General features: G+C 64.7%; 14 protein-coding genes. 8 read left to right on the forward strand and 6 right to left on the reverse strand.

Annotated features, from left to right (window positions below; all coding sequences use genetic code 11):
* Positions 1–174: 174 nt before the first annotated feature.
* On the forward strand, positions 175–1,224 hold the full coding sequence (locus tag FSO04_RS20285) for an aldo/keto reductase (protein WP_154561805.1): 1,050 nt from the start codon (positions 175–177) through the stop codon (positions 1,222–1,224).
* Between the two features lie 25 nt (positions 1,225–1,249).
* Here the strand turns inward: FSO04_RS20285 and FSO04_RS20290 are convergent, their stop codons facing one another.
* Entirely contained in the window at positions 1,250–1,606 is a 357-nt protein-coding gene (locus FSO04_RS20290) for a carboxymuconolactone decarboxylase family protein (protein WP_154561807.1), read from the reverse strand.
* 117 nt (positions 1,607–1,723) lie between these two features.
* Between FSO04_RS20290 and FSO04_RS20295 the strand changes: the two genes are divergently transcribed.
* Complete coding sequence (locus FSO04_RS20295) at positions 1,724–2,677, forward strand: AraC family transcriptional regulator (protein ID WP_154561809.1); 954 nt, start codon at positions 1,724–1,726, stop codon at positions 2,675–2,677.
* Here the strand turns inward: FSO04_RS20295 and FSO04_RS20300 are convergent.
* Both FSO04_RS20300 and FSO04_RS20305 read right to left on the reverse strand, forming a co-directional pair.
* Positions 2,674–3,243, reverse strand: a complete 570-nt coding sequence (locus FSO04_RS20300; RefSeq protein ID WP_154561811.1) for an FUSC family protein — start codon at positions 3,241–3,243, stop codon at positions 2,674–2,676. The genes FSO04_RS20295 and FSO04_RS20300 overlap by 4 nt on opposite strands.
* A gap of 193 nt (positions 3,244–3,436) precedes the next feature.
* The gene (locus FSO04_RS20305) at positions 3,437–3,775 is read right to left on the reverse strand and encodes a BON domain-containing protein (RefSeq protein ID WP_154561813.1); all 339 of its coding nucleotides are present in this window, start codon (positions 3,773–3,775) and stop codon (positions 3,437–3,439) included.
* A 333-nt stretch (positions 3,776–4,108) separates the two neighbouring features.
* Between FSO04_RS20305 and FSO04_RS20310 the strand changes: the two genes are divergently transcribed.
* The 6 genes from FSO04_RS20310 to FSO04_RS20335 all read left to right on the forward strand — a co-directional run bounded on the left by FSO04_RS20310 (position 4,109) and on the right by FSO04_RS20335 (position 14,150).
* Complete coding sequence (locus tag FSO04_RS20310) at positions 4,109–5,590, forward strand: RNA polymerase factor sigma-54 (RefSeq protein WP_154561815.1); 1,482 nt, start codon at positions 4,109–4,111, stop codon at positions 5,588–5,590.
* 136 nt (positions 5,591–5,726) lie between these two features.
* Positions 5,727–6,914 carry a pyridoxal phosphate-dependent aminotransferase gene (locus tag FSO04_RS20315; RefSeq protein ID WP_154561817.1) on the forward strand — a complete coding sequence of 396 codons (1,188 nt, stop codon included), beginning with the start codon at positions 5,727–5,729 and terminating at the stop codon, positions 6,912–6,914.
* Between the two features lie 257 nt (positions 6,915–7,171).
* Entirely contained in the window at positions 7,172–8,968 is a 1,797-nt protein-coding gene (locus tag FSO04_RS20320; protein ID WP_154561819.1) for a S10 family peptidase, read from the forward strand.
* A gap of 118 nt (positions 8,969–9,086) precedes the next feature.
* On the forward strand, positions 9,087–10,853 hold the full coding sequence (locus FSO04_RS20325) for a VRR-NUC domain-containing protein (protein ID WP_168435758.1): 1,767 nt from the start codon (positions 9,087–9,089) through the stop codon (positions 10,851–10,853).
* Positions 10,850–13,126: an ATP-dependent DNA helicase gene (locus FSO04_RS20330; RefSeq protein ID WP_154561821.1), complete on the forward strand. Its 2,277-nt coding sequence runs from the start codon at positions 10,850–10,852 to the stop codon at positions 13,124–13,126. Before FSO04_RS20325 ends, FSO04_RS20330 begins: the two co-directional genes overlap by 4 nt.
* A gap of 172 nt (positions 13,127–13,298) precedes the next feature.
* Entirely contained in the window at positions 13,299–14,150 is an 852-nt protein-coding gene (locus FSO04_RS20335; protein WP_154561823.1) for an alpha/beta fold hydrolase, read from the forward strand.
* Here FSO04_RS20335 and FSO04_RS20340 read toward each other — a convergent pair.
* From FSO04_RS20340 to FSO04_RS20350, 3 genes are all read right to left on the reverse strand, one after another.
* Positions 14,089–16,137, reverse strand: coding sequence for a mechanosensitive ion channel family protein (locus tag FSO04_RS20340; RefSeq protein WP_414693442.1), 2,049 nt, complete (start codon positions 16,135–16,137; stop codon positions 14,089–14,091). The two genes, FSO04_RS20335 and FSO04_RS20340, sit on opposite strands and share 62 nt — an antisense overlap.
* Before the next feature lie 878 nt (positions 16,138–17,015).
* A complete protein-coding gene (locus FSO04_RS20345; RefSeq protein WP_154561825.1) occupies positions 17,016–17,366 on the reverse strand; it encodes an NIPSNAP family protein in 351 nt (116 codons plus the stop codon).
* A gap of 190 nt (positions 17,367–17,556) precedes the next feature.
* A complete protein-coding gene (locus FSO04_RS20350) occupies positions 17,557–19,230 on the reverse strand; it encodes an MFS transporter (RefSeq protein ID WP_154561827.1) in 1,674 nt (557 codons plus the stop codon).
* Between the last annotated feature and the right edge of the window lie 129 nt (positions 19,231–19,359).

Genomic DNA, 19,359 nt, shown 5'->3' on the forward strand with positions numbered 1-19,359 from the left:
GGAAATTTTTCCGGGCCAAAAAAGCTGCGGTAACTACTGCGGGAACCGTAAGTGGTTTGAAACATACGTTCGCCGGATGGCTGGTCAGAACTCACGCCGGGTCCTGTCGAAATTTTCCAGGTGCAGTACTCTGTACGGCTCACCGATTCACGAATCCACGATGGGGTCTCGACGATGCGATACAACCAGTTAGGCCGTACCGGTGTGTTTGTTTCAGAGCTGTGCCTGGGCACGATGACCTTCGGCGGTGGCGAGGGCATCTGGAAGCAGATCGGCGATCTGCAGCAGGGGGACGCGGAGCGGCTGGTCGGCCGGGCGCTCGATGCGGGCATCAATTTCATCGACACGGCCGACGTCTATGCCGATGGCCTGTCCGAACAGATCACGGGTCAGGCGTTGAAGAACCTGAAAGTGCCGCGCGACAAGGTTGTGGTCGCAACCAAAGTATTCGGCCAGACGGCAGCGTTTCCGAACGCGCGCGGGGCCTCGCGTTATCACATCATCGACGGGATCAAGGCGAGCCTGAAGCGCCTGCAACTCGACCACGTCGACCTGTATCAGATCCACGGTTTCGATCTGGCCACACCGATCGAAGAAACCGTGCGCGCGCTCGATACGCTGGTTCAGCATGGCCATGTGCGCTATGTCGGGGTGTCGAACTGGGCCGCGTGGCAGATCGTGAAGGCGCTGGGCATTGCGGAGCGCCTCGGCCTCGCGCGCTTTGAATCGCTCCAGGCGTATTACACGCTGGCGGGCCGCGACCTCGAACGCGAACTCGTGCCGATGCTGCACAGCGAAGGGCTTGGATTGATGGTGTGGAGTCCGCTCGCGGGCGGCTTGCTGAGCGGCAAATATGGGCGCGAGCAGCAGGGCGAAGCGGGCAGCCGTCGCACGACCTTCGATTTTCCCCCGGTCAATCGCGAGCGCGCCTATGACTGTATCGACGTGATGCGCGATATCGCGGAGACGAAGAAAGTGTCGGTGGCACAGATCGCGCTTGCGTGGCTGCTGCATCAACGCGTGGTGAGCTCGGTGATCGTCGGGGCGAAGAAAGTCGAGCAACTCGACGACAACATTGCCGCCACCGGCGTCGCGTTGACCGCCGACGAGCTTGCGAAGCTCGATCAGGTCAGCACGCTGCCGGCTGAGTACCCGGGCTGGATGCTGGAACGCCAGGGCGAAGTGCGCCGCAAGCAGCTTGAAGAGGCGCGTCATCCGGCGTAACGGCGCGTAGTGGGCGCCGCTTCCCTCAATCTGCCTGCTTGCTATCCGCCTGATAAGCGGCGACGGCGTCCATCGTGCGTGCCGAGTACACCATGGTGGCGCCCGCGTTCATGGCGACCGCCACGCCGAGCGCTTCGGCGATCTCTTCACGTGTCGCGCCGTGTTTCAACGCTTCGGCAGTGTGCACGGTGATACAGCCGTCGCATCGCAAGCTCACGGCCACCGCAAGCGAAATCAGCTCGCGCGTCTTCGCACCGAGAAGGTCGGCCTTCTGGCCCGCGCTCGACATCGTTTGATAGGCCTTCACCGTATCCGGCGACAGTTTGGCGATCTCGCCGATGCGGCCGAACAGTTCCTTGCGGTAATCGATCCAGTTCAACATGACAGTGCTCCTTTGTTTGCCACGCCCCGGCGGGTGCCGGTGTCGTTAGGCAAAGTATTGCGCTGTGCCGCGATATCCTGAATACTCGATTCGCTCAACTTTTAGCGCGACCGTCTCATGGATACGCTCAGCCGACTGATCGACCTCGCCCGGCCGCAAGCCAGCCTCGATCTGCGTTGCCTGCTCACGGGCGGCTTCGACATCGATCACGCGCCGATGGAGGCGGGCATTGCACCGTTTCATCTGGTGCTGGATGGAGCGTGCGTCGTCGAGACTGCGGGTGGCGCGCAGGTTGCGCTGCAGGCGGGGGATTTCATGCTGTTCCCGCGTGGCGCCGCGCATCGGGTGCGCGATATCGGGCGAGCGGCTGCCACCGCGCCGCTGACGTTGAGTCATGACGGCATGCTGCCGTTGCGCCGCAATGACGAGCGCAATGACGAGCAAGAGGGCTGCGCCGATCTTGATCTTCTATGCGGCCGGTTCGTCTACGCGCCCGGTTCCTCGGCGTTGCTGCTCAACGCGCTGCCGGATCCATTTCACGTGTCGCTCGGCGGCGTGCAAACGCTCGGCGCGCTGCAGACGGTGATTGCGTTGATGCGAACCGAAGCCGAACAACGTCAGCCCGGCGCGCTCGCGATCGTCACCGCATTGAGCCACGCGCTCTTCGCGATGGCTTTGCGCGTGCATGGCGAACAGAATGCATCGAGCGCAGGCGTGCTGGCGCTGCTGGCCGATACGCGTCTGGGTGCGTCGGTACAGGGCATGCTGGATGCCCCCGAGCGGGCGTGGACGATTGCCGAGCTCGGTGAACGCGCGGCGATGTCCCGCGCGACTTACGCACGCCATTTCAACGAGCGTGCGGGTATGACGGTGATGGACTTCCTCACGCAGATTCGTATGACGATCGCGTGCGATCTGCTGCTACGCACGCAGCGCAGCGCCGCGGAGATCGGTGAGGCAGTGGGGTATCAATCGGAAGCCGCCTTCGGCAAGGCGTTTCAGCAGAGCGTCGGCGCGACGCCGGGGCGTTACCGGCGTCAACCGCAAGAGAACGATCAGAAATCCGGCTAGGCTTTGTCGGTTCTGCCGAACCAGTGCTTCTCTATTCTCGACATGATCAAGGTCACCAGCAGTGCGCAGACCGTGCCCAAGGTGACTTCGCCGAGGCGCAGCAAGGCCTTGTCCCACGGCGAACCGACGCCCGGCACCAGCAGCATGATGGTCGCCGTAATGCCGCCCAGACGCGCGGCGCTGCCCACGTTCACGACCCAGCAAATCACGATTGCCGCGGCAACGGTGGCGGCGTAAGCGGCGAGATAGCCACCGCCGAGGGTTGCGCCGATGAGCCCGCAAACGGCTCCGACCATCGCGCCGATGAACTGATCGCGCGACAGATTGCGGGTGTCGATATAACTGTGCTGGCTGACCGCGATCGCCGTAATCGCGGCCCAGAAAGCTTGCTCCGTATGCAGCCAACGGCCGATCACGAACGCAAGGCCGCCGCCGGCCACCGCCTGCGCGGCCATCACACTGCCTTCGGCCAGCCGGTCGCCCAGCGGCAGCGCCTTGAGAAAAGCAAACAGCGAATTGGCGGCGTTCGTCCGCGCTTCACGTCTTGATTCGTCGGGAGCGGTCATTGGAGGGGGAGGAGCTTGTCGCAGCACGAGGGATTCGTATTCTAGCGAGGTCGACGGCGGGGCGTCGTGTCCGCGGCACCGCCGCGTAGTCCGGGCGCATGCCTGCCGGCCGCGCGTATTTTTCAGCGCGATTCCGGCGTGCTGGCTTCCTAAAACGGGACAGCGGCGAAGATGCCGCGCTTAGTCCGCTACGTTATTCCGCTACGACTTTCAGATGGTTCCTCACGCTCGAGACGCCATCGATGCCTTTCACGACTTCTCCTGCTGCGGCCTTGTCGTCAGCCGACGGCACCGAGCCCGTGAGCCACACCACCCCCTTGCGGGTCTTCACATGGATGTGGGTCGATTTGACGTTCTTCGCGCTGAGCAGTTCGGCCTTGGCCTTGGTGGTGATGGTGCCGTCGTCGACGTGCTGGCCGATGGTTTCGGATGCGGCCGACGGGGCCGAGCCGCTGGTTTGCGCCGTAGCGTTCAGTGCGAATGCGACGCAAGCGATGCTGCCTGCGGTCTTCAGAAATTGAATGGTCTTCATGGTTTCTCCTTCGGGTGTTGATAAATAGTGTTGACCCGCAAGCTGTGTGCCTGGTACACAGCACGAATGCCCGAGGTCGGGAGAAGCCGTTGCTGCGCATGCGTTTAGGCTGACGAATAGAGGGGCGGCCACGTGTGGCGTGCTGTCCAATGGTCCGTAAGGCCGGCGACCGGAAATTGCCGGGACCTTGTAAAAAGGGCGCTCGCCCAGTGCGCAATCGGCGGGCCTGAAAAGGCAAAACTTAGAAAAAACAGCGTGTTGGGCGAGCTGGTATGACAGTTGCTCTATTGAGGTCAGATACCTTTTCTCAGCTATTCACGGGACCTCACTACAATGCCGTCAATTGAACTACGCGCAAGGCAGGCCCTCGCACTCACGCCGCGTCTGCAGCAATCGGTGCGCCTGTTGCAGTTGTCGTCTCTGGAGTTCCAGCAGGAGTTGCGCACCGCACTCGACACCAATCCCTTCCTCGAGTACGACTCGACAGACACGGAAGACGTCGCGCTTGCCACCACAACGCCAGGCGATGATGCCGGCGCGACACCCGCCACGGACACAGTCTCCGCGGCCGAACCCGAATCGTCACCGGTTGACAACAGCGGCGGCGACACGATGGAAAGCGCAGGGCAGGACGACATACCCGGCGACTTTTCGGGCGACTACAGCAGCCGCAGTTCGACGCGCCAGAACGGCGACTCCGACAGTAGCGATCCTGCGGAATGGGCGCGTTCCCAACCGACCTTGCGCGAGCAGTTGCACGACTCGCTGCGTCTGTATCGACTCGACGACCGTGACCGCGCGGTGGCCCGCTTCATCATCGAGGCGCTCGACGACGACGGCTATCTGCGTCAGGAACTCTCCGAGCTCGCAGATAGCGTCGACCTCGAACCCGAATTGACCGAAGAAGAATTGCTGGTGGCGCTGCGGCTCGTGCAATCGCTCGATCGTCCCGGTCTCGGCGCGCGCTCGCTGTCCGAGTGTCTGTCGCTGCAGGTCAACGCCTTGCCCGCTGACACGCCGGGACGCGATGTGGCGCGGCAAATCGTCGACCATCATCTGGAACGTCTCGCGCGCCGCGAACAGGCTGAACTGCAAAAGCAGATCGGCTGCAGCGCCGAGGAACTGCGGGTGGCCTGCGCGCTGGTGCGCAAGCTCGATCCGAAGCCGGGCAACAACTACGGCCGTACCGAAGACAACTACGTGGTGCCGGACGTGATCGTGCGTCAGGTGCGCAACAAATGGGCGGTGACGATCAACCCGGCCGTGCAGCCGCGCGCTCGCATCCATCGTATGTACGCCGAGCTGTTCGCGCAGTCGGCCGGTGCAAGCCGCTCGCCGCTCGCGCAGCAATTGCAGGAAGCGCGCTGGTTGATCCGCAATGCGCAGCAGCGCTTCGATACGATTCAACGCGTGGCCGAATGCATCGTCGCGCATCAACGAGCCTTCTTCCAGTACGGTGAAATCGCGCTCAGGCCGATGGTGCTGCGCGATGTGGCCGAGGAGCTCGGTCTGCACGAGTCCACCATCTCGCGTGCGACCGGCAACAAATATATGGCCACTCCGCGCGGCATTTTCGAGTTCAAGCACTTCTTCCCGCGTGAACTCGGCACGGAAAGCGGCGGCACCTGTTCGGCCGCGGCCGTCCGTGCGCTGCTCAAGGAAATGATCGCCGCGGAGAACACGCACGATCCGCTGTCGGACGTGACACTCGCCAGGATGCTCGCGGATCAGGGCGTGCTGGTGGCGCGGCGCACCGTGGCGAAATATCGTCACTTGATGAAAGTGCCGCCGGCGGAATTGCGCCGCCAGGTTTAAACGCATTGCCCTTTGGGGCCAGGGCTTCAGCGAAGCGCCACACGAGACTCAGTACTCGCGTGGCGCTTTTTCGTATCTGGACGTTTCGCACGCGCCCCATTACATTGGCGGCTCAAGTCGAAACGGGGTGAGTTCCATGAAGTATTCGAATCTGGTTGAGCGTTTGCAGGGCAGGCGTACGTCGGCGTGGGAAATCCATCGTGTCGCTCAACAGGCGCTCGCCAATGGCGAAGACGTGATCGTGCTGAGCGTCGGCGACCCCGACTTTGCGACGCCCGCGCCGATCGTGGAGCGCGCCGTCGAGGCGTTGCGCGGCGGCGATACGCATTACAGCGCCGTGTCCGGGCGTGAGCCGGTGCGCGCGGCGATTGCCGAAGACCATGCGCGCACCACCGGTTGCACCGTAAGCGCGGCCAACGTGATCCTGACGGCGGGGGCGCAGAACGGCGTGTTCGCGACCTCACTGTGCCTGCTGGAAGCGGGTGACGAAGTGATCGTTCCGGAGCCGATGTACCTCACGTACGAGGCCTGCGTGCGCGCGGCGGGCGCCACGCTCGTGCCGGTGCCGGTCGATCCGGCGCGGGCGTTCCACCTCGACTGCGATGCGCTCGAAGCGGCCATCACGCCGCGCACCCAGGCCATTTTCTTCGCGACACCCTGTAACCCGACCGGCGTGGTGATGCCGCGCGCCGATCTGGAACGCATCGCGCAGATCGCGTGCGAGCACGATCTGTGGGTGCTCTCCGACGAGGTCTATGCGGATCTCACGTTCGAGCGCGAGCACGTGAGCATCGCCGCGTTGCCGGGCATGGCGGAGCGCACGGTGACGCTCGGCAGTCTGTCGAAATCACATGCAATGGCGGGTTGGCGTGTGGGCTGGGCGATCGGGCCTGCCACGCTGATCGAGCATATGGGGCGGCTCGCGCTGGCGATGCTGTATGGCTTGCCCGGCTTCATCCAGCAGGCTGCATTGACGGCCCTGCAGAACAAGGCGCCGATCGTCGCCGAGATGCGCGAGATTTACCGGCGTCGCCGCGACGTCGTGTTCGAGCGCTTGCACCGCGTGCCGGGCTTGCGTTGCCTGTTGCCCGAAGCCGGCATGTTCATGATGGTGGACGTCAGCGGCACGGGCCTCGATACGGTCGATTTCACCTGGCAACTGTTTCGCGCACAGGGCGTGTCGCTGCTTGACGCCAGCGCCTTCGGCGAGACCGCGAATGGCTTCGTGCGGCTGGGTTTCGTGGTCGACGAGGCAAGCCTGATCGACGCGTGCGAACGGATTGCTGCGTTCGTCGGCGGATTGCCGGTGCGTATGAAGGCGTAGGCTGTGAACAGGGAAAGCCGCCCAAGCCGCGAACGCCAGACGAAGTCCTCGTGGCGCCGCGATAGCGGAGCGGCTTTCTTAAGTATTTCGTATTACTTTCGTTTTCCCCAAGGAAACGATGCGGCTTGGGAGGGACGCGCGTTAGAGCCCGTTTTCGATTGACGGCTTCGATGCTTGCGTCAAGAATCAGTCGCCTGATTCGTCTTAAGCTGGACAATCGGGACATCGACGCCAATCGACTCGCAGCCGGATACCCCATGGCCATTCGCTTCTATCTCTCGTGGCGCCGATCACTGATGGCAGGATCCATGGCGGCTGCGCTGGTGGCGATGGCGTTGGTCCTTGCCGTCATCGCCACGTTCAGTCAGATGTGCGCGGCGGCCGAACTGGACGACTCAGCCACTGCGGCAGCCGACACGGAAACAGCCACCGCGCCGGCTAGCTCGGTAAGCGTGCCCGGCGCGCCTGGCGCCCAGGCAGACACTGCCGGCCAGACCGTCGATGCGAACGGCCAGCCAGTCATGGAGCCGCGCGCAAATCCATCTCGTACCGGCCATCCGCCACGGGTTTCCGCGGCGGCTCAGAACGATACGCAGGACAACCCGCCGCACGCTGTCAAACCCGAGACCTCGCCGATCCCTGTACCGCCGGAAAGCGCTGCCGTGACGCAGCATTCGATCCGGCTCGGCGGCCGCAACATCGACTACACCGCGACGGCGGGCAACCTGCTGCTGCGTGACAAAACCGGGCAGGCCAATGCGAGCGTCTTCTATACCGCCTACACCGTCGCGACCAAGGCGCCCTCGACACGTCCCGTCACGTTCCTTTTCAACGGCGGACCGGGTGCGGGCAGCGTGTTCCTGCTGATCGGCTCGTTCGGACCGAAGCGGGTGCGCACGGCGAGTCCCGCGAGTACGCCGCCCGCGCCGTATGTGCTGGACGACAACCCCGATAGCCTGCTCGACACCACCGATCTGGTCTTTATCGATGCTGTCGGCGCAGGCCTGTCGAGGGTTGTCGGCCATGGCACGGGGAAGGACTTCTGGGGTGTCGACAAGGACCTTGACGCGTTCTCGCAATTCATCGACCGCTATCTGACGGTGAACCAGCGCTGGAATTCGCCGAAGTACCTGCTCGGCGAATCGTATGGCACCGCGCGCGCCGCGATGCTCGCGTATCAACTGGGGCAAAACAATATCGCGTTGAATGGCGTGATCCTGATGTCGTCGGTGCTCGATTCCTCGGCGTTTTCACCCGGCTTCGATTTCAAGAGCGAGAGCTACTTGCCGAGCTTCGCGGCCATCGCGTGGTACCACGACAAGATCGTGCCAAAGCCGGCCAGTCTGCCGGCCTTCCTCGACGAGGCCCGCGCGTTCGCCCGCGGGCCTTATGCGCAAGCGCTCGCGCAGGGCGACGCGTTGCCCGACGCGCAGCGCGACGAAATCGCCGCACGCGTCGCGCAGTTCACTGGGCTCGACGTCGATTACGTGAAGCGAAGCCGCCTGCGTCTCTATCCCTCGCGTTTTCGCAATCAATTGCTGCGCGATCAATCGCGCAGCATTGGCCGTTTCGATGCACGCTTTAAAGGACTCGAGTACGACGGCGTGTCCGAGCGTCCCGATTACGACGCATCGGTGAGCAGTGTGGCGAGCGCTTTCGACGCCGCGCTTCATCAGCATTTTGCGCAGGACCTGCACTTCACGCCTGCCGACCGCTATCGCGTCTTCAACGACGACGCGTTGACGCAGTGGGACTGGAAACACCGTGAGTGGTGGGGGGAACACTTGTCCGTGCCGTATGCGGCGGGCGATCTCGCCGAAGCGATGCGGCAGAATCCGCACCTGCGCGTGATGTCGCTGAACGGCTATTTCGACCTCGCCACGCCGTTCTATGCGACCGAATACGCGCTCGCGCATCTGGGCATCGATGCGCCGCTGCGCGCCAACGTGCGCATCGCCTACTACCCGACCGGGCACATGATCTATCTCGACGACGCCGCGTTGCATGCGCTCAAGCGGGACCTGGCGAGCTTCTATGCGGCGGGCGCGGGCTAGGCTGGCATGTGGGTGGCGGCACCGCAAGGAATCTAGCTCCCTTGCCGCGTTGTCAGCCGGCTCCCCCACGGATTTTGATATCATCACTGTATAAACATACAGGTTTCATGAAAACCCCGTGGCGACAGATGCTCCGTCAGACCTCCGTTCTGATGTCCCCTATTACCTGCTGAACTTCGAGCGTGCGCTGGCGTGGCTCGCCGAGCGTTACGACGATCTGCTGGACGCGCACGAACACAGCTTCCTGCGCGATTTCGCCGCCTTGCCGCAGCCCTCGCGCGCGTTGCTGGTTCGCATGCTGATGCGCAAGGGCACGTTGTTCCGCTCCAGCCGTCTTTCTTACGACGAGATTGGTTGTCCTTTGCAGGCGGTTGCGCCCCTGGCAGTGCTGGGTTGGGTCGACACTGAACCGGGCCTGACGCTCGACGATCTGTTCGCGCTCACCACGCGCCCGGAGTTGCTGCTGATCTTTGCGGACGCCATCGCGTTGATTCCTGGCGCGAAAGGCTTGCGCAAACCCGATCTGCTGGAAACGCTGCGGCCGTTTTACGAAGGCGAAGGCGAGGGCGAATGTGACGGACGAGGCGCCGCCGCGCATCCGTTGTCCACATGGCGCGGCCAGACCACCGACCGCGTCTTCCACGTCGCCATCGCGCCCCTTTGCGAGCGTCTGCGCCTGATGTTCTTCGGCAATTTGCAGCAGGACTGGTCGGAGTTCGTGCTTGCCGATCTCGGCGTGTTCCAGTACGAGAAGGTTGCATTCGCGCCGTCGTCGCGCGCATTCCAGCAACGCGCGGACGTCGACGTCTATCTTGCGTTACATGCATGCCGCGAAGCGCTCGAATGGCTGCCCACGGGTGACGCGGAGTCAGAGGCGATCGACGAACTCGTCGCCGCAATTGCCGCCATCGAAACCTCGAATCCCTGGCTCGAAACGCGTCGCGCGAAACTGCTGTTTCGTATCGGCCAACATTGCGAGCGTCAGCAGAACTGGGCCGCCGCGCTCGCTGTCTATGAGCGTTGCGCGTGGCCCGGCGCGCGCCATCGGCGCTTGCGTGTGCTGGAACGCAGCGAGCGATTCGACGAAGCCTTCGCCCTCGCTTCGCAAGCCGCGGCCAAACCTGAAAGCGAAGAGGAGGCGCAGCGCGTCGAGCGCATGTTGCCGCGTTTGCAGCGCAAGCGCGGAGAGCGAGTGCCGCGTGTGCCCGCCGCCCGGCCGGTCGAGCGCAGCACACTGGTGCTGCCGAGGCCAGACGCGCCGCAACCGGTCGAATACGTTGCACGCGACCATTTGACTTGCGACGCGGCGCCGGTTCATTACGTCGAAAACGCGCTGATTAACTCGCTGTTCGGCTTGCTGTGCTGGGAGCCGGTGTTCGCGGCGCTGCCCGGCGCATTTTTTCATCCGTTCCAGCGCGGACCGGCCGATCTGCATGCGCCGGATTTTCATGCGCGCCGCGCGGAACAATTCGCCGCGTGTCTCGCGCAACTCGACAGCAATGCCTATCGCGAGACGATTCTGCGGCATCTGCAAAGCAAGGCGGGTCTGCAATCGCCGTTCGTATTCTGGGGCTTGCTGACGCCGGAACTGGTCGAGTTGGCGCTCGACTGCCTGCCTGCCGCGCATCTGAAACTATGGTTCGAGCGTCTGCTGCGTGACATCCGCGGCAACCGCTCGGGCCTGCCGGACCTGATTCGGTTCTGGCCGGCCGAGCGCCGCTATGAGTTGATCGAAGTGAAAGGCCCCGGCGACCGCTTGCAGGACAACCAGATCCGCTGGCTCGCGTACTGCGCGCAGCACGGCATGCCGGTGCGCGTGCTCGACGTGCGATGGGCCGATGAAGAGATCGTCGCGTTGGAAGGCGTGACGGAGATCACCCCATGACCTACGTGGTCGCCGTGCGGGCGATGTGCGAATTCACCGCGCGGCGCGGCGATCTGGATCTGCGCTTCACGCCTGCGCCTACCTCGCTGGAAGGCATGGCCGGCCATGTGACGGTCGCCGGGCGGCGTGCGAGCGGCTATGAAGCCGAGGTCACGCTGACCGGCACGCATCGCGGTTTGACCGTGCGTGGCCGCGCCGACGGTTACGACCCGGTGTCGAACCGGCTGGAAGAGATCAAGACCCATCGTGGCGCGCTTGAACGGATGCCCGCCAATCACCGCGCGCTGCATTGGGCGCAGGCGTTCGTGTACGGGCACCTGTTGTGCCAGGCCCGCGGGCTCGCCGGATTGACGGTCGCGCTGGTGTATTTCGATGTCGGCAGTCAGAAGGAAACCTTGCTGACCGAAACGCACACGGCGCGTGAGCTGGAGATTTTCTTCGTCGAGCAATGCGAGCGCTTTCTCGATTGGGCTGTGCAGGAAGAGGCCCATCGCGCCGCGCGCAATGCCGCGCTCGGTGCGTTGCAGTTTCCGCATGGCCAGTTCCGCAGTGGTCAGCGCGAGCTTGCGGTGTCGGTGTATCGCGCGGCGCGTGACGGCAAGCCCTTGATGGCGCAGGCGCCGACCGGCATCGGCAAAACGCTGGCGACGATTTTTCCGCTGCTCAAGGCGTGTGCGTCGGATCAGATCGACCGCGTGTTCTTCCTGACCGCGAAGACGCCAGGCCGCGCGCTTGCCCTCGATGCGATCGAAACGCTCCATCGAAGCGCCGAGCTGACTTCTGGGCGCTTGCCGCTGAGAACCCTGGAATTGGTCGCACGCGACAAGGCCTGCGAGCATCCCGACAAGGCTTGCAACGGCGAGTCCTGTCCGCTTGCACGCGGCTTCTACGACCGGCTCGACGCGGCCCGCAGCGCGGCGTTGGCCGGCCCGCGGCTCGACCGGGTGTCGGTGCGCGAAGCGGCGCTCCAGCACGACGTCTGCCCGTACTATCTCGCGCAGGAACTGGCGCGCTGGTCCGACGTGGTGGTCGGCGACTACAACTACTACTACGACAGCAGCGCGATGTTGTACGCGCTCACGCAGATCAATCAGTGGCGCGTCGGCGTGCTGGTCGACGAGGCGCACAACCTGCTCGAGCGGGCACGGCGCATGTACAGCGCGTCGCTCGATCAGGCGGCGTTCCGGCTCGCCCGCAAAACCGCGCCTGCGACATTGAAGAAGCCGCTTGAGCGGCTTCAGCGCGAGTGGAACGCCGTCAAGCGCGCCCAGACCGACGCGTATCAGGTCTACCCCGACGTCCCCGGTAAACTGCTTTCGGCCGCACAGAATCTGATCGGCGCGGTGACGGATCAACTCGCCGAAGCGCCGCTTTCGATCGACGAAGCATCGCTGCGATTTTTCTTCGACGCCATGCACTTCGTCGCGCTGGCGGAGCAATTCGGCGAGCATTCGATTTTCGACATCACGCTCACCGCGGATCGCTACGCGCCGCGCGACAAAAGCAGCAGCACGCTGTGCGTGCGCAACGTGATCCCGGCGCCGTTTCTTGCGGGGCGTTACGCGGCCGCGCGCACCACAGTGATGTTTTCAGGCACGCTCAATCCGCATCATTTCTATCGCGACACGCTGGGTCTGCCGGAGCAGACGAACTGGCTGGACGTTGAAGGACCGTTCCGCGCCGAGCAGTTGCAGGTGCGGGTGGCCGGCAACGTATCCACGCGCTGGCGGGATCGCGAACGCTCGCTCGTACCCATCGTCGATCTGATCGCAAAGCAGTACGCCGCGCAGCCGGGCAATTATCTCGGGTTCCTGAGCAGCTTCGAGTATCTGCAACAGGTGATGGGGTTGATGCGCTCGCGTCATCCCGAACTGCCGGTATGGGCACAGGAACAGGGCATGGACGAGGCGGCGCGCGACGCGTTCCTTGCGCGCTTTCGCACCATGAACCAGGGCGTCGGCTTCGCGGTGCTAGGGGGCGCGTTCTCCGAGGGTATCGATCTGGTCGGGCAGCAACTGATTGGCGCCTTCATCGCGACGCTCGGCCTGCCGCAGATGAACGACGTCAACGAGCAGATGCGCCGCACGATGGAGGCGAAGTTCGGCAACGGCTACGACTACATGTATCTGTATCCGGGCTTGCAGAAGGTCGTGCAGGCCGCTGGCCGCGTGATTCGCACGGAGCAGGATCAGGGGGTGGTGCATCTGATCGATGACCGGTATCGGCGGCCGGAAGTGCGGCGCTTGTTGCCGCGCTGGTGGCAGGTGCAATAAGCCAATGCAATAAGCCGCTGCAATAAGCCGCTGCAATAAGCCGCTGCAATAAGCGCCTCGTCGCTGGCTCGCAAGCCCGTCTCTTTACCTCTCAGGTAATCGACCTGCCTACACCCGCCAGGCAAAGTGGCGGCACGGTACGACGATTCCGACCCAAGGTAAGGAGGCTTCCATGAACGCGACCGCACCGTATCTCACCGACGATCCCAACACCATCCGCACCGCCGACCACGCGCGCCTTTTCTACCGCGATTGGGGGCAAGGCGCGCCGCTCGTGTTCCTGTCCGGCTGGACGCTGAATTCCGACATGTGGTCCTATCAGATGGAGCCGCTGTCGCGCCTCGGCTGCCGCTGCATCGCTTATGACCGCCGCGGCCACGGCCGTTCGAGCGATCCCGGCCGTGGCTACGACTTCGACACGCTCGCCGACGATCTCGACAGCGTGCTCAGCACACTCGATCTGACCAACGTGACACTGGTCGCACATTCGATCGCGAGCGGCGAAGTGGTGCGTTATCTGACGCGGCACGGTTCGGAGCGCGTGGCCAGGATTGCGTTCATCGCGCCCGCAGCTACGCCATATCTGCTGAAAACCGAAGACAACCCGAACGGGATCGACGCCGCATTGTTCGAGCAGGGCCGCCTCGCGCTGAGCCGTTCCTTCCCCGACTGGATCGAGGCGAATGCCGCACCGTACTTCGGCCCAGGTGTGTCGCGCGCGCCGCTGGACTGGACGATCCGCATGATGCTGCAGACCTCGCATCAGGCCATCCTCGAACTCGCCCGTATCCAGACCATCACCGATTTCCGCGCGGAGCTGGCCCGCATCCGGGTGCCGTCGCTGGTCGTGCAAGGTGACCGGGACGCCTCTGCGCCGCTCGAGCTGACTGGGCGGCCGACCGCGGCGTTGATAGCAGGCGCTTCACTGAACGTCTACGAAGGCGCCGGCCACGGCCTGTACTTCACTCATGCGGAGAAGTTGAACCAGGATTTGCTGGCGTTCCTGGGCCACCGGCCGGCTTAGGGTCGACCGGCACTTGATCTTCAACCGGCGCGTCGGCCTTGCCGGCCGCCGCTTTCAGCGAGGCGCCGGCATGCGCTGTTGAAGGCGGTTCGCCTTTCGCTGCAGCGTTGGGGCCAACGTCCGGTGCGCCGTTCGATTCGACTTGGGCCGGTACGCTCTCAGGGTCCCACGTCAGCAGATGCCGCTGCGGGTTCGCGATCTCGATGCCGCGCGCGCTGAACTGGTCGAGAATGCGCCGGTTGAATTCGCGCTGCACGCCCCAGCGCGCGGTGTCGCGACATTGGATCTGGCCGGCCAGCGTGACCGCTGAACCATCCACGCCATCCACGCCCCAGAAGCTGAAGTCGGACAGGATGCCGTCCTTGAACTTCTCGTCTTCGCGCAACGCGGCGCCGATTTCCTTCAGCGTGGCGATCGCCAGATCGACGTCCTCGCCGAACACGATATTCACTTTCACCGCCGCATTGCCGAGTCCGCGGTTGGTGTTGTTCACCGTCGTGACCGAACTGAACGGCACGGTGAAGAGCGAACCGTCGCTGCCGCGCAAGCGTACGGTGCGGATCGACAGATATTCGACCGTACCGGATACGCCCGCGAGCGTGACCCAGTCGCCGACCTGCATGGCGTTTTCCATCAGCAGGAACATGCCGGTGATGAAATCCTGCACCAGCTTTTGCGAGCCGAAGCCGAGCGCCACGCCGAAAATACTCGCGCCGGCCAGCAGCGGCCCGATGTTCACACCGAGTTCGCTCAGGCCAGTGAGTACCACCACCAGCGCGATCACGCAAAAGAGCGCGCTGCGCAACATCGGCAGCAGGGTACGCAGACGTGCGGCGCGCACGAGGTCGCCGCTGGTGGTCCAGCGGTCCAGCCGCCGTTCGATCGACACGTTGGCGCCTTCCCATACCACCAGCGCGATCACCGCGGCGACCCCGATCGTGACCAGCGCTGAAGCCAGCCGATGGCCGATCGAACCGGCCCGGAACAGCTCGCCCACGTCGACGCCCCAAACCTGCAGCAGCGCGAGCGCGGTGACGATGCCGATGAGCCACGCGACGACCCGCCGCACCAGCGGGTAATAGCGGTAGGCATGCTGTTGCACGAGCGACTTCTCCGCGTCGCCCTGTACATTGAACAGCCGCGCCATGGCGCCAAAAATCACGATCGCGACGACCCGCGCGCCCACCAGAATCGCCAGCGTAATGCCACCGAGATGCAGCAGGGTGCGATAGCCGTTCTGCACGTCGAGCGCCCAGATGAACCACAGCGCCATCACCACGAAGGCCGCGAACCCTGCCCACGCATCGGCGAGCGCGTTGCCGAACATTTGCAGCGATTCGCTCGCGGCAAAGCGCCTGCGGATCAATTCGCCGACCGGCTTCCTGCATTTCAAAATCAGAATCGAGATCATGATGTGGCCGGCGAGCGCGACCACTTTCATGAGCGCGAGATGCGCCGCGTCGTTCAGGCCGAGCGACTGTGCGATCTCCGCGATCGCCGAACCGGCGCCGACCACGGCGACGATCCGTACAATCCAGCGCTGCACGAAAACGGCCCACGCATCGCTCATGCGCAACAGGCGCAGGCGCGGCGCGCTCGGCTGCAGGAAGAAGCCGCTGACTATCACAATCAGGCGGCACAGCACGTAGATGTCGATCAGCGAATCGAGCGCGCGGTCTTGCGGCGTGCCGTCCTCGGTGAAGATCGACATCAGCGCGCTCGCTGCGCCGACGAACACCGCCAGCGGCAACAGGCGCAGCACCATCGTCAGGAGCGCGCGCGGCAGGCGCTGCAGCAGCGTCAGGTGATGCACGGCCTTCTGCTCGCCTTTGGCCTCGGTGGCTTTGCCGGTGGTGCCGGTGGCGGGCGTAGGCGTCGTAATGGGCGCGCCGGCCGGCTGCGGTGCCCCCGTCTTCTGCTGCCCGTGCGGGGCGCGCGGCGAGGGCGGTGTACGCGCGGCGCAACAGGCGGCGCGCGAGCCATTCAAGCGCGAGCGCGGGCAGCAGTGCCGCCAGCAGCGACCCCGCGACCTGGCCGAGCACGCCGCGCGCCTGCGGGTTGGTCGATTGCGAATGCCACCAAGCACGCACCGACGCGACGTCGAGCAGCGCGGCGACCGAACTGCGCAATGACTTGCCGAGGTGCACGGCCCAATGCGCGCCCTGACGCGCCAGTTGCGAGGCGAGGCCATTGGATTGGAAGGCGGCTGGGACGAGCGCGGTGGCGCTGCTGGCCGCGGTGGGTGCCGACGCAGCCGCGGCCGCCAAGGCAGGTGGAGCGCTGAGTGCGCCCGCTGCGGCGATCGCCTGTAGCGTGTCGCTGACTTGCGCGCGGCGTGTGGGGTCATTGAGGACGCTGAGGGCCTGGCGGGCCTGCTCGGGCGTCAGGGTGGGCGCGGCGCCAGATGCCGCAGAGGCGGAGGCGGTGGGTTGCGCCGCGGCGGCAAAGGCCGGCGAGGCGCTCAGGAGGAGAAAAATGACAAGCCAGGCGTGGAGTTTTTTGCGCATAGGGTGTAAGGCGGGGTACCAGGTGCGGACGGCGGTGCCGGGACGCGTGGGTCGATGCGGCGGCGTGACCTTGGACCGACACGCGTTGAGTCGTACAAGTTCCATCCGAGGCGGCTATCTGTCATCACGAGGAGGTTCGGCCAGTTGCTGCGAATTGTAACCGTCAGGTAGCAGAAAGCTTGCCTGGCGTAGGCGCCGTCCACGGCATAGCGCGCAAGATCGCGCGGCTTGAGGCTGGAGGTGCCGTGTGACAGGCAGCCATGCACGGACGCAGCCCTGTGCGGGGCCGCGTCGTCAAAAGGGTTGGCGCGAAAGCGCACTGGCTCCGCACCATAGGGGCGCTCAGGCCCGGCAATGCCTATTCCGTTGCTTCCACCGAGTCCCTCGCCGCCACCCCGAGCGTGCCTTCGACCACCTCGGTGAAGGTGCGCTCCTCGCGCAGAATGAAGCGCTTCGTCTGCGCAAACAGGAAATTTTCCCGTGCTTCGGCGTCGGAGCGCAGCCGCGCCCGATACGTTTCGTACGCGGCGAGGCTGTCGAACGCGATCAATCCCCAGGCGACGTCGTTGGTCCCTTCGTGGGGCAGAAAGTAGCCGATCAGATGGCCGCCGCAGCGCGGAATAATGCGGCCCCAGTTGCGAGCGTAGTCGTTGAAGGCATCGCGTTGGAATGGGTCGATCTGATAGCGGATGAAGCAGGTAATCGTCATGTGCAAGCTCCCGATCGGGTAGAGGTGGTTTGAAGCAGGTGAGTACCAGTATGGAGACTGCTCGACTGCGACGTTTCACTGCTTTCTGAACTGTCGTTGAGCGGGGCGTGCGGCATTTAATGGCCGCGTTCAATGGCGGTATGAAAGCCCGTGCAGATCGCAAGCGGCGCCGTGTCTCGAGGCTCACTCCTTAGCCTGGCGCGGCTGTTTTTCCGCTAGCCTCGTGGATCGTCAACATCGCGAGCGCCGCGCCGGCCAGCGCGCACATCGCCGATACCAGTGCCACCGCCCGCAAGGCAGCCCCGAGTGCCTCGGCTTGCGCGCGCGCTACTTCTCGTGTCGTCGCGTCCGTTGCGCCCGGCGGCGCCGAACTCGCATTCATCGTGCCTTGCGTCAACCGTGCCGTCTCACGCGCCGCTTGCGGCACGTTCGACGCATCGAGCCGCGCGTCGAGCGCCGCATCGTGCGACCACACGAACACGATCCCGAGCACTGCGATCGCGAGCAGACTCGCCACCCTGGCGACGGCGTTATTAATGCCCGAGGCGACACCCGTGCGGGCGGCGGAAACGGATGTCATCACCGTCGTCGTCAACGGTGCGACGGTAATCGTCATGCCGAGCCCGAGCACGACGAGCGCCGGAAAGAAGCCGCGCCAATAGTCGCCGCGGACCCAGGGCAGCGCAAGCATCGCAAAGCCGACCGCCGCGACCACCGGCCCGATGCCCAACAAGGCCCGTGCGCCGTATCGGCTCGTCAGGCCGCCGGTGAAACGCGACAACAGGCCGATCGTGACCGGCACCGGCAGCAGAGCGGCGCCTGCCTCGGTCGCGCTATAGCCATACGCGCGGATCAGCGTGAACGGCAGGAAGAACAGCGCGCCGCCCAGCCCGAAGTAAAGCAGCAGCGTGACGAGATTCGCACCGACGAAGTCACGCGAACGGAACACGTCGAGCGGCATCATCGGATTGCGGGTCTTCGCTTCGAGCACGACGAAACCGGACAGCACCAGGAGGCCGCCGAGGATCGACGCCAGCACCCAGCGGTCGCCGAAGCCGCGCGCCGAGGCGATGGTCAGGCCGTAGGTCAACGCGGCGAGCCCTGCGGCGGCTGTGACGGCGCCCGGCCAGTCGAGCCCGGGCAGCGCTAGTCCTTTGGACGCAGGGTCCAGGTGCGATGGGTCTTTTTCCTGCCGGCTGTCCGGCACGGCGACGACCGCCAGCGCGATGGTTGCGCACGCAATCGGTACGTTCAGAAAGAAAATCGCCCGCCACGAAAACGCATCGACGAGCCAGCCACCCGCCACCGGTCCGACCGCCGACGTGATCGCGCCGACGCCGGCCCAGGTGCCGATCGCCTTGCCGCGCTCCTTGTCGTCGAATACCGCGCCGATGATGGCGAGACTGCTCGGCACCAGCAGCGCCGCGCCGACGCCTTGCACGGCGCGCGCCGCGATCAGCGCGCCGACGCCAGGCGCCAGGCCGCAGCCGATCGAGGCCAGCGTGAACAAGCCGATTCCCGCGATGAACACGGTGCGCCGGCCGAGCTTGTCGCCGAGCGAACCGCCCACCAGCACCAGCGCACCGAGAAACAGCAGATACGCGTTGACGACCCACTGGATCGCCGCGACGCTCGCGCCCAGTTCGGTCTGGATCGACGGCAGCGCGACGTTGACCACGGAGCCGTCGATGAACGCCATGCTCGAACCGAGAATGGTCGCGGCGAGCGCGAGCTTTTTGCGCCGGCACGGGTGATCGAAGCTGAGGGGCTGAGCGTGGATGGTCAGCGCGTCGCACGGGCTCGCCTGGGCGGGGAGCGTGGAGGAAGGGCGGCGCACGAGCGCCGGGGCGTGCTGATCGGCCAAGTCCACTCCAGGGTGGATGAACGGCTTTCAGCATAGCAACGCCAAGGGAGAACCGATAGGCGGTTACGACGCAAGGCCGGCCGAGCTGCGCCAGGCGGCGCGGTCGCGGCAATATTTGCCGGGGTTTGC

Origin of the sequence: Paraburkholderia madseniana (assembly GCF_009690905.1) — a bacterium.
Lineage (GTDB): Bacteria > Pseudomonadota > Gammaproteobacteria > Burkholderiales > Burkholderiaceae > Paraburkholderia > Paraburkholderia madseniana.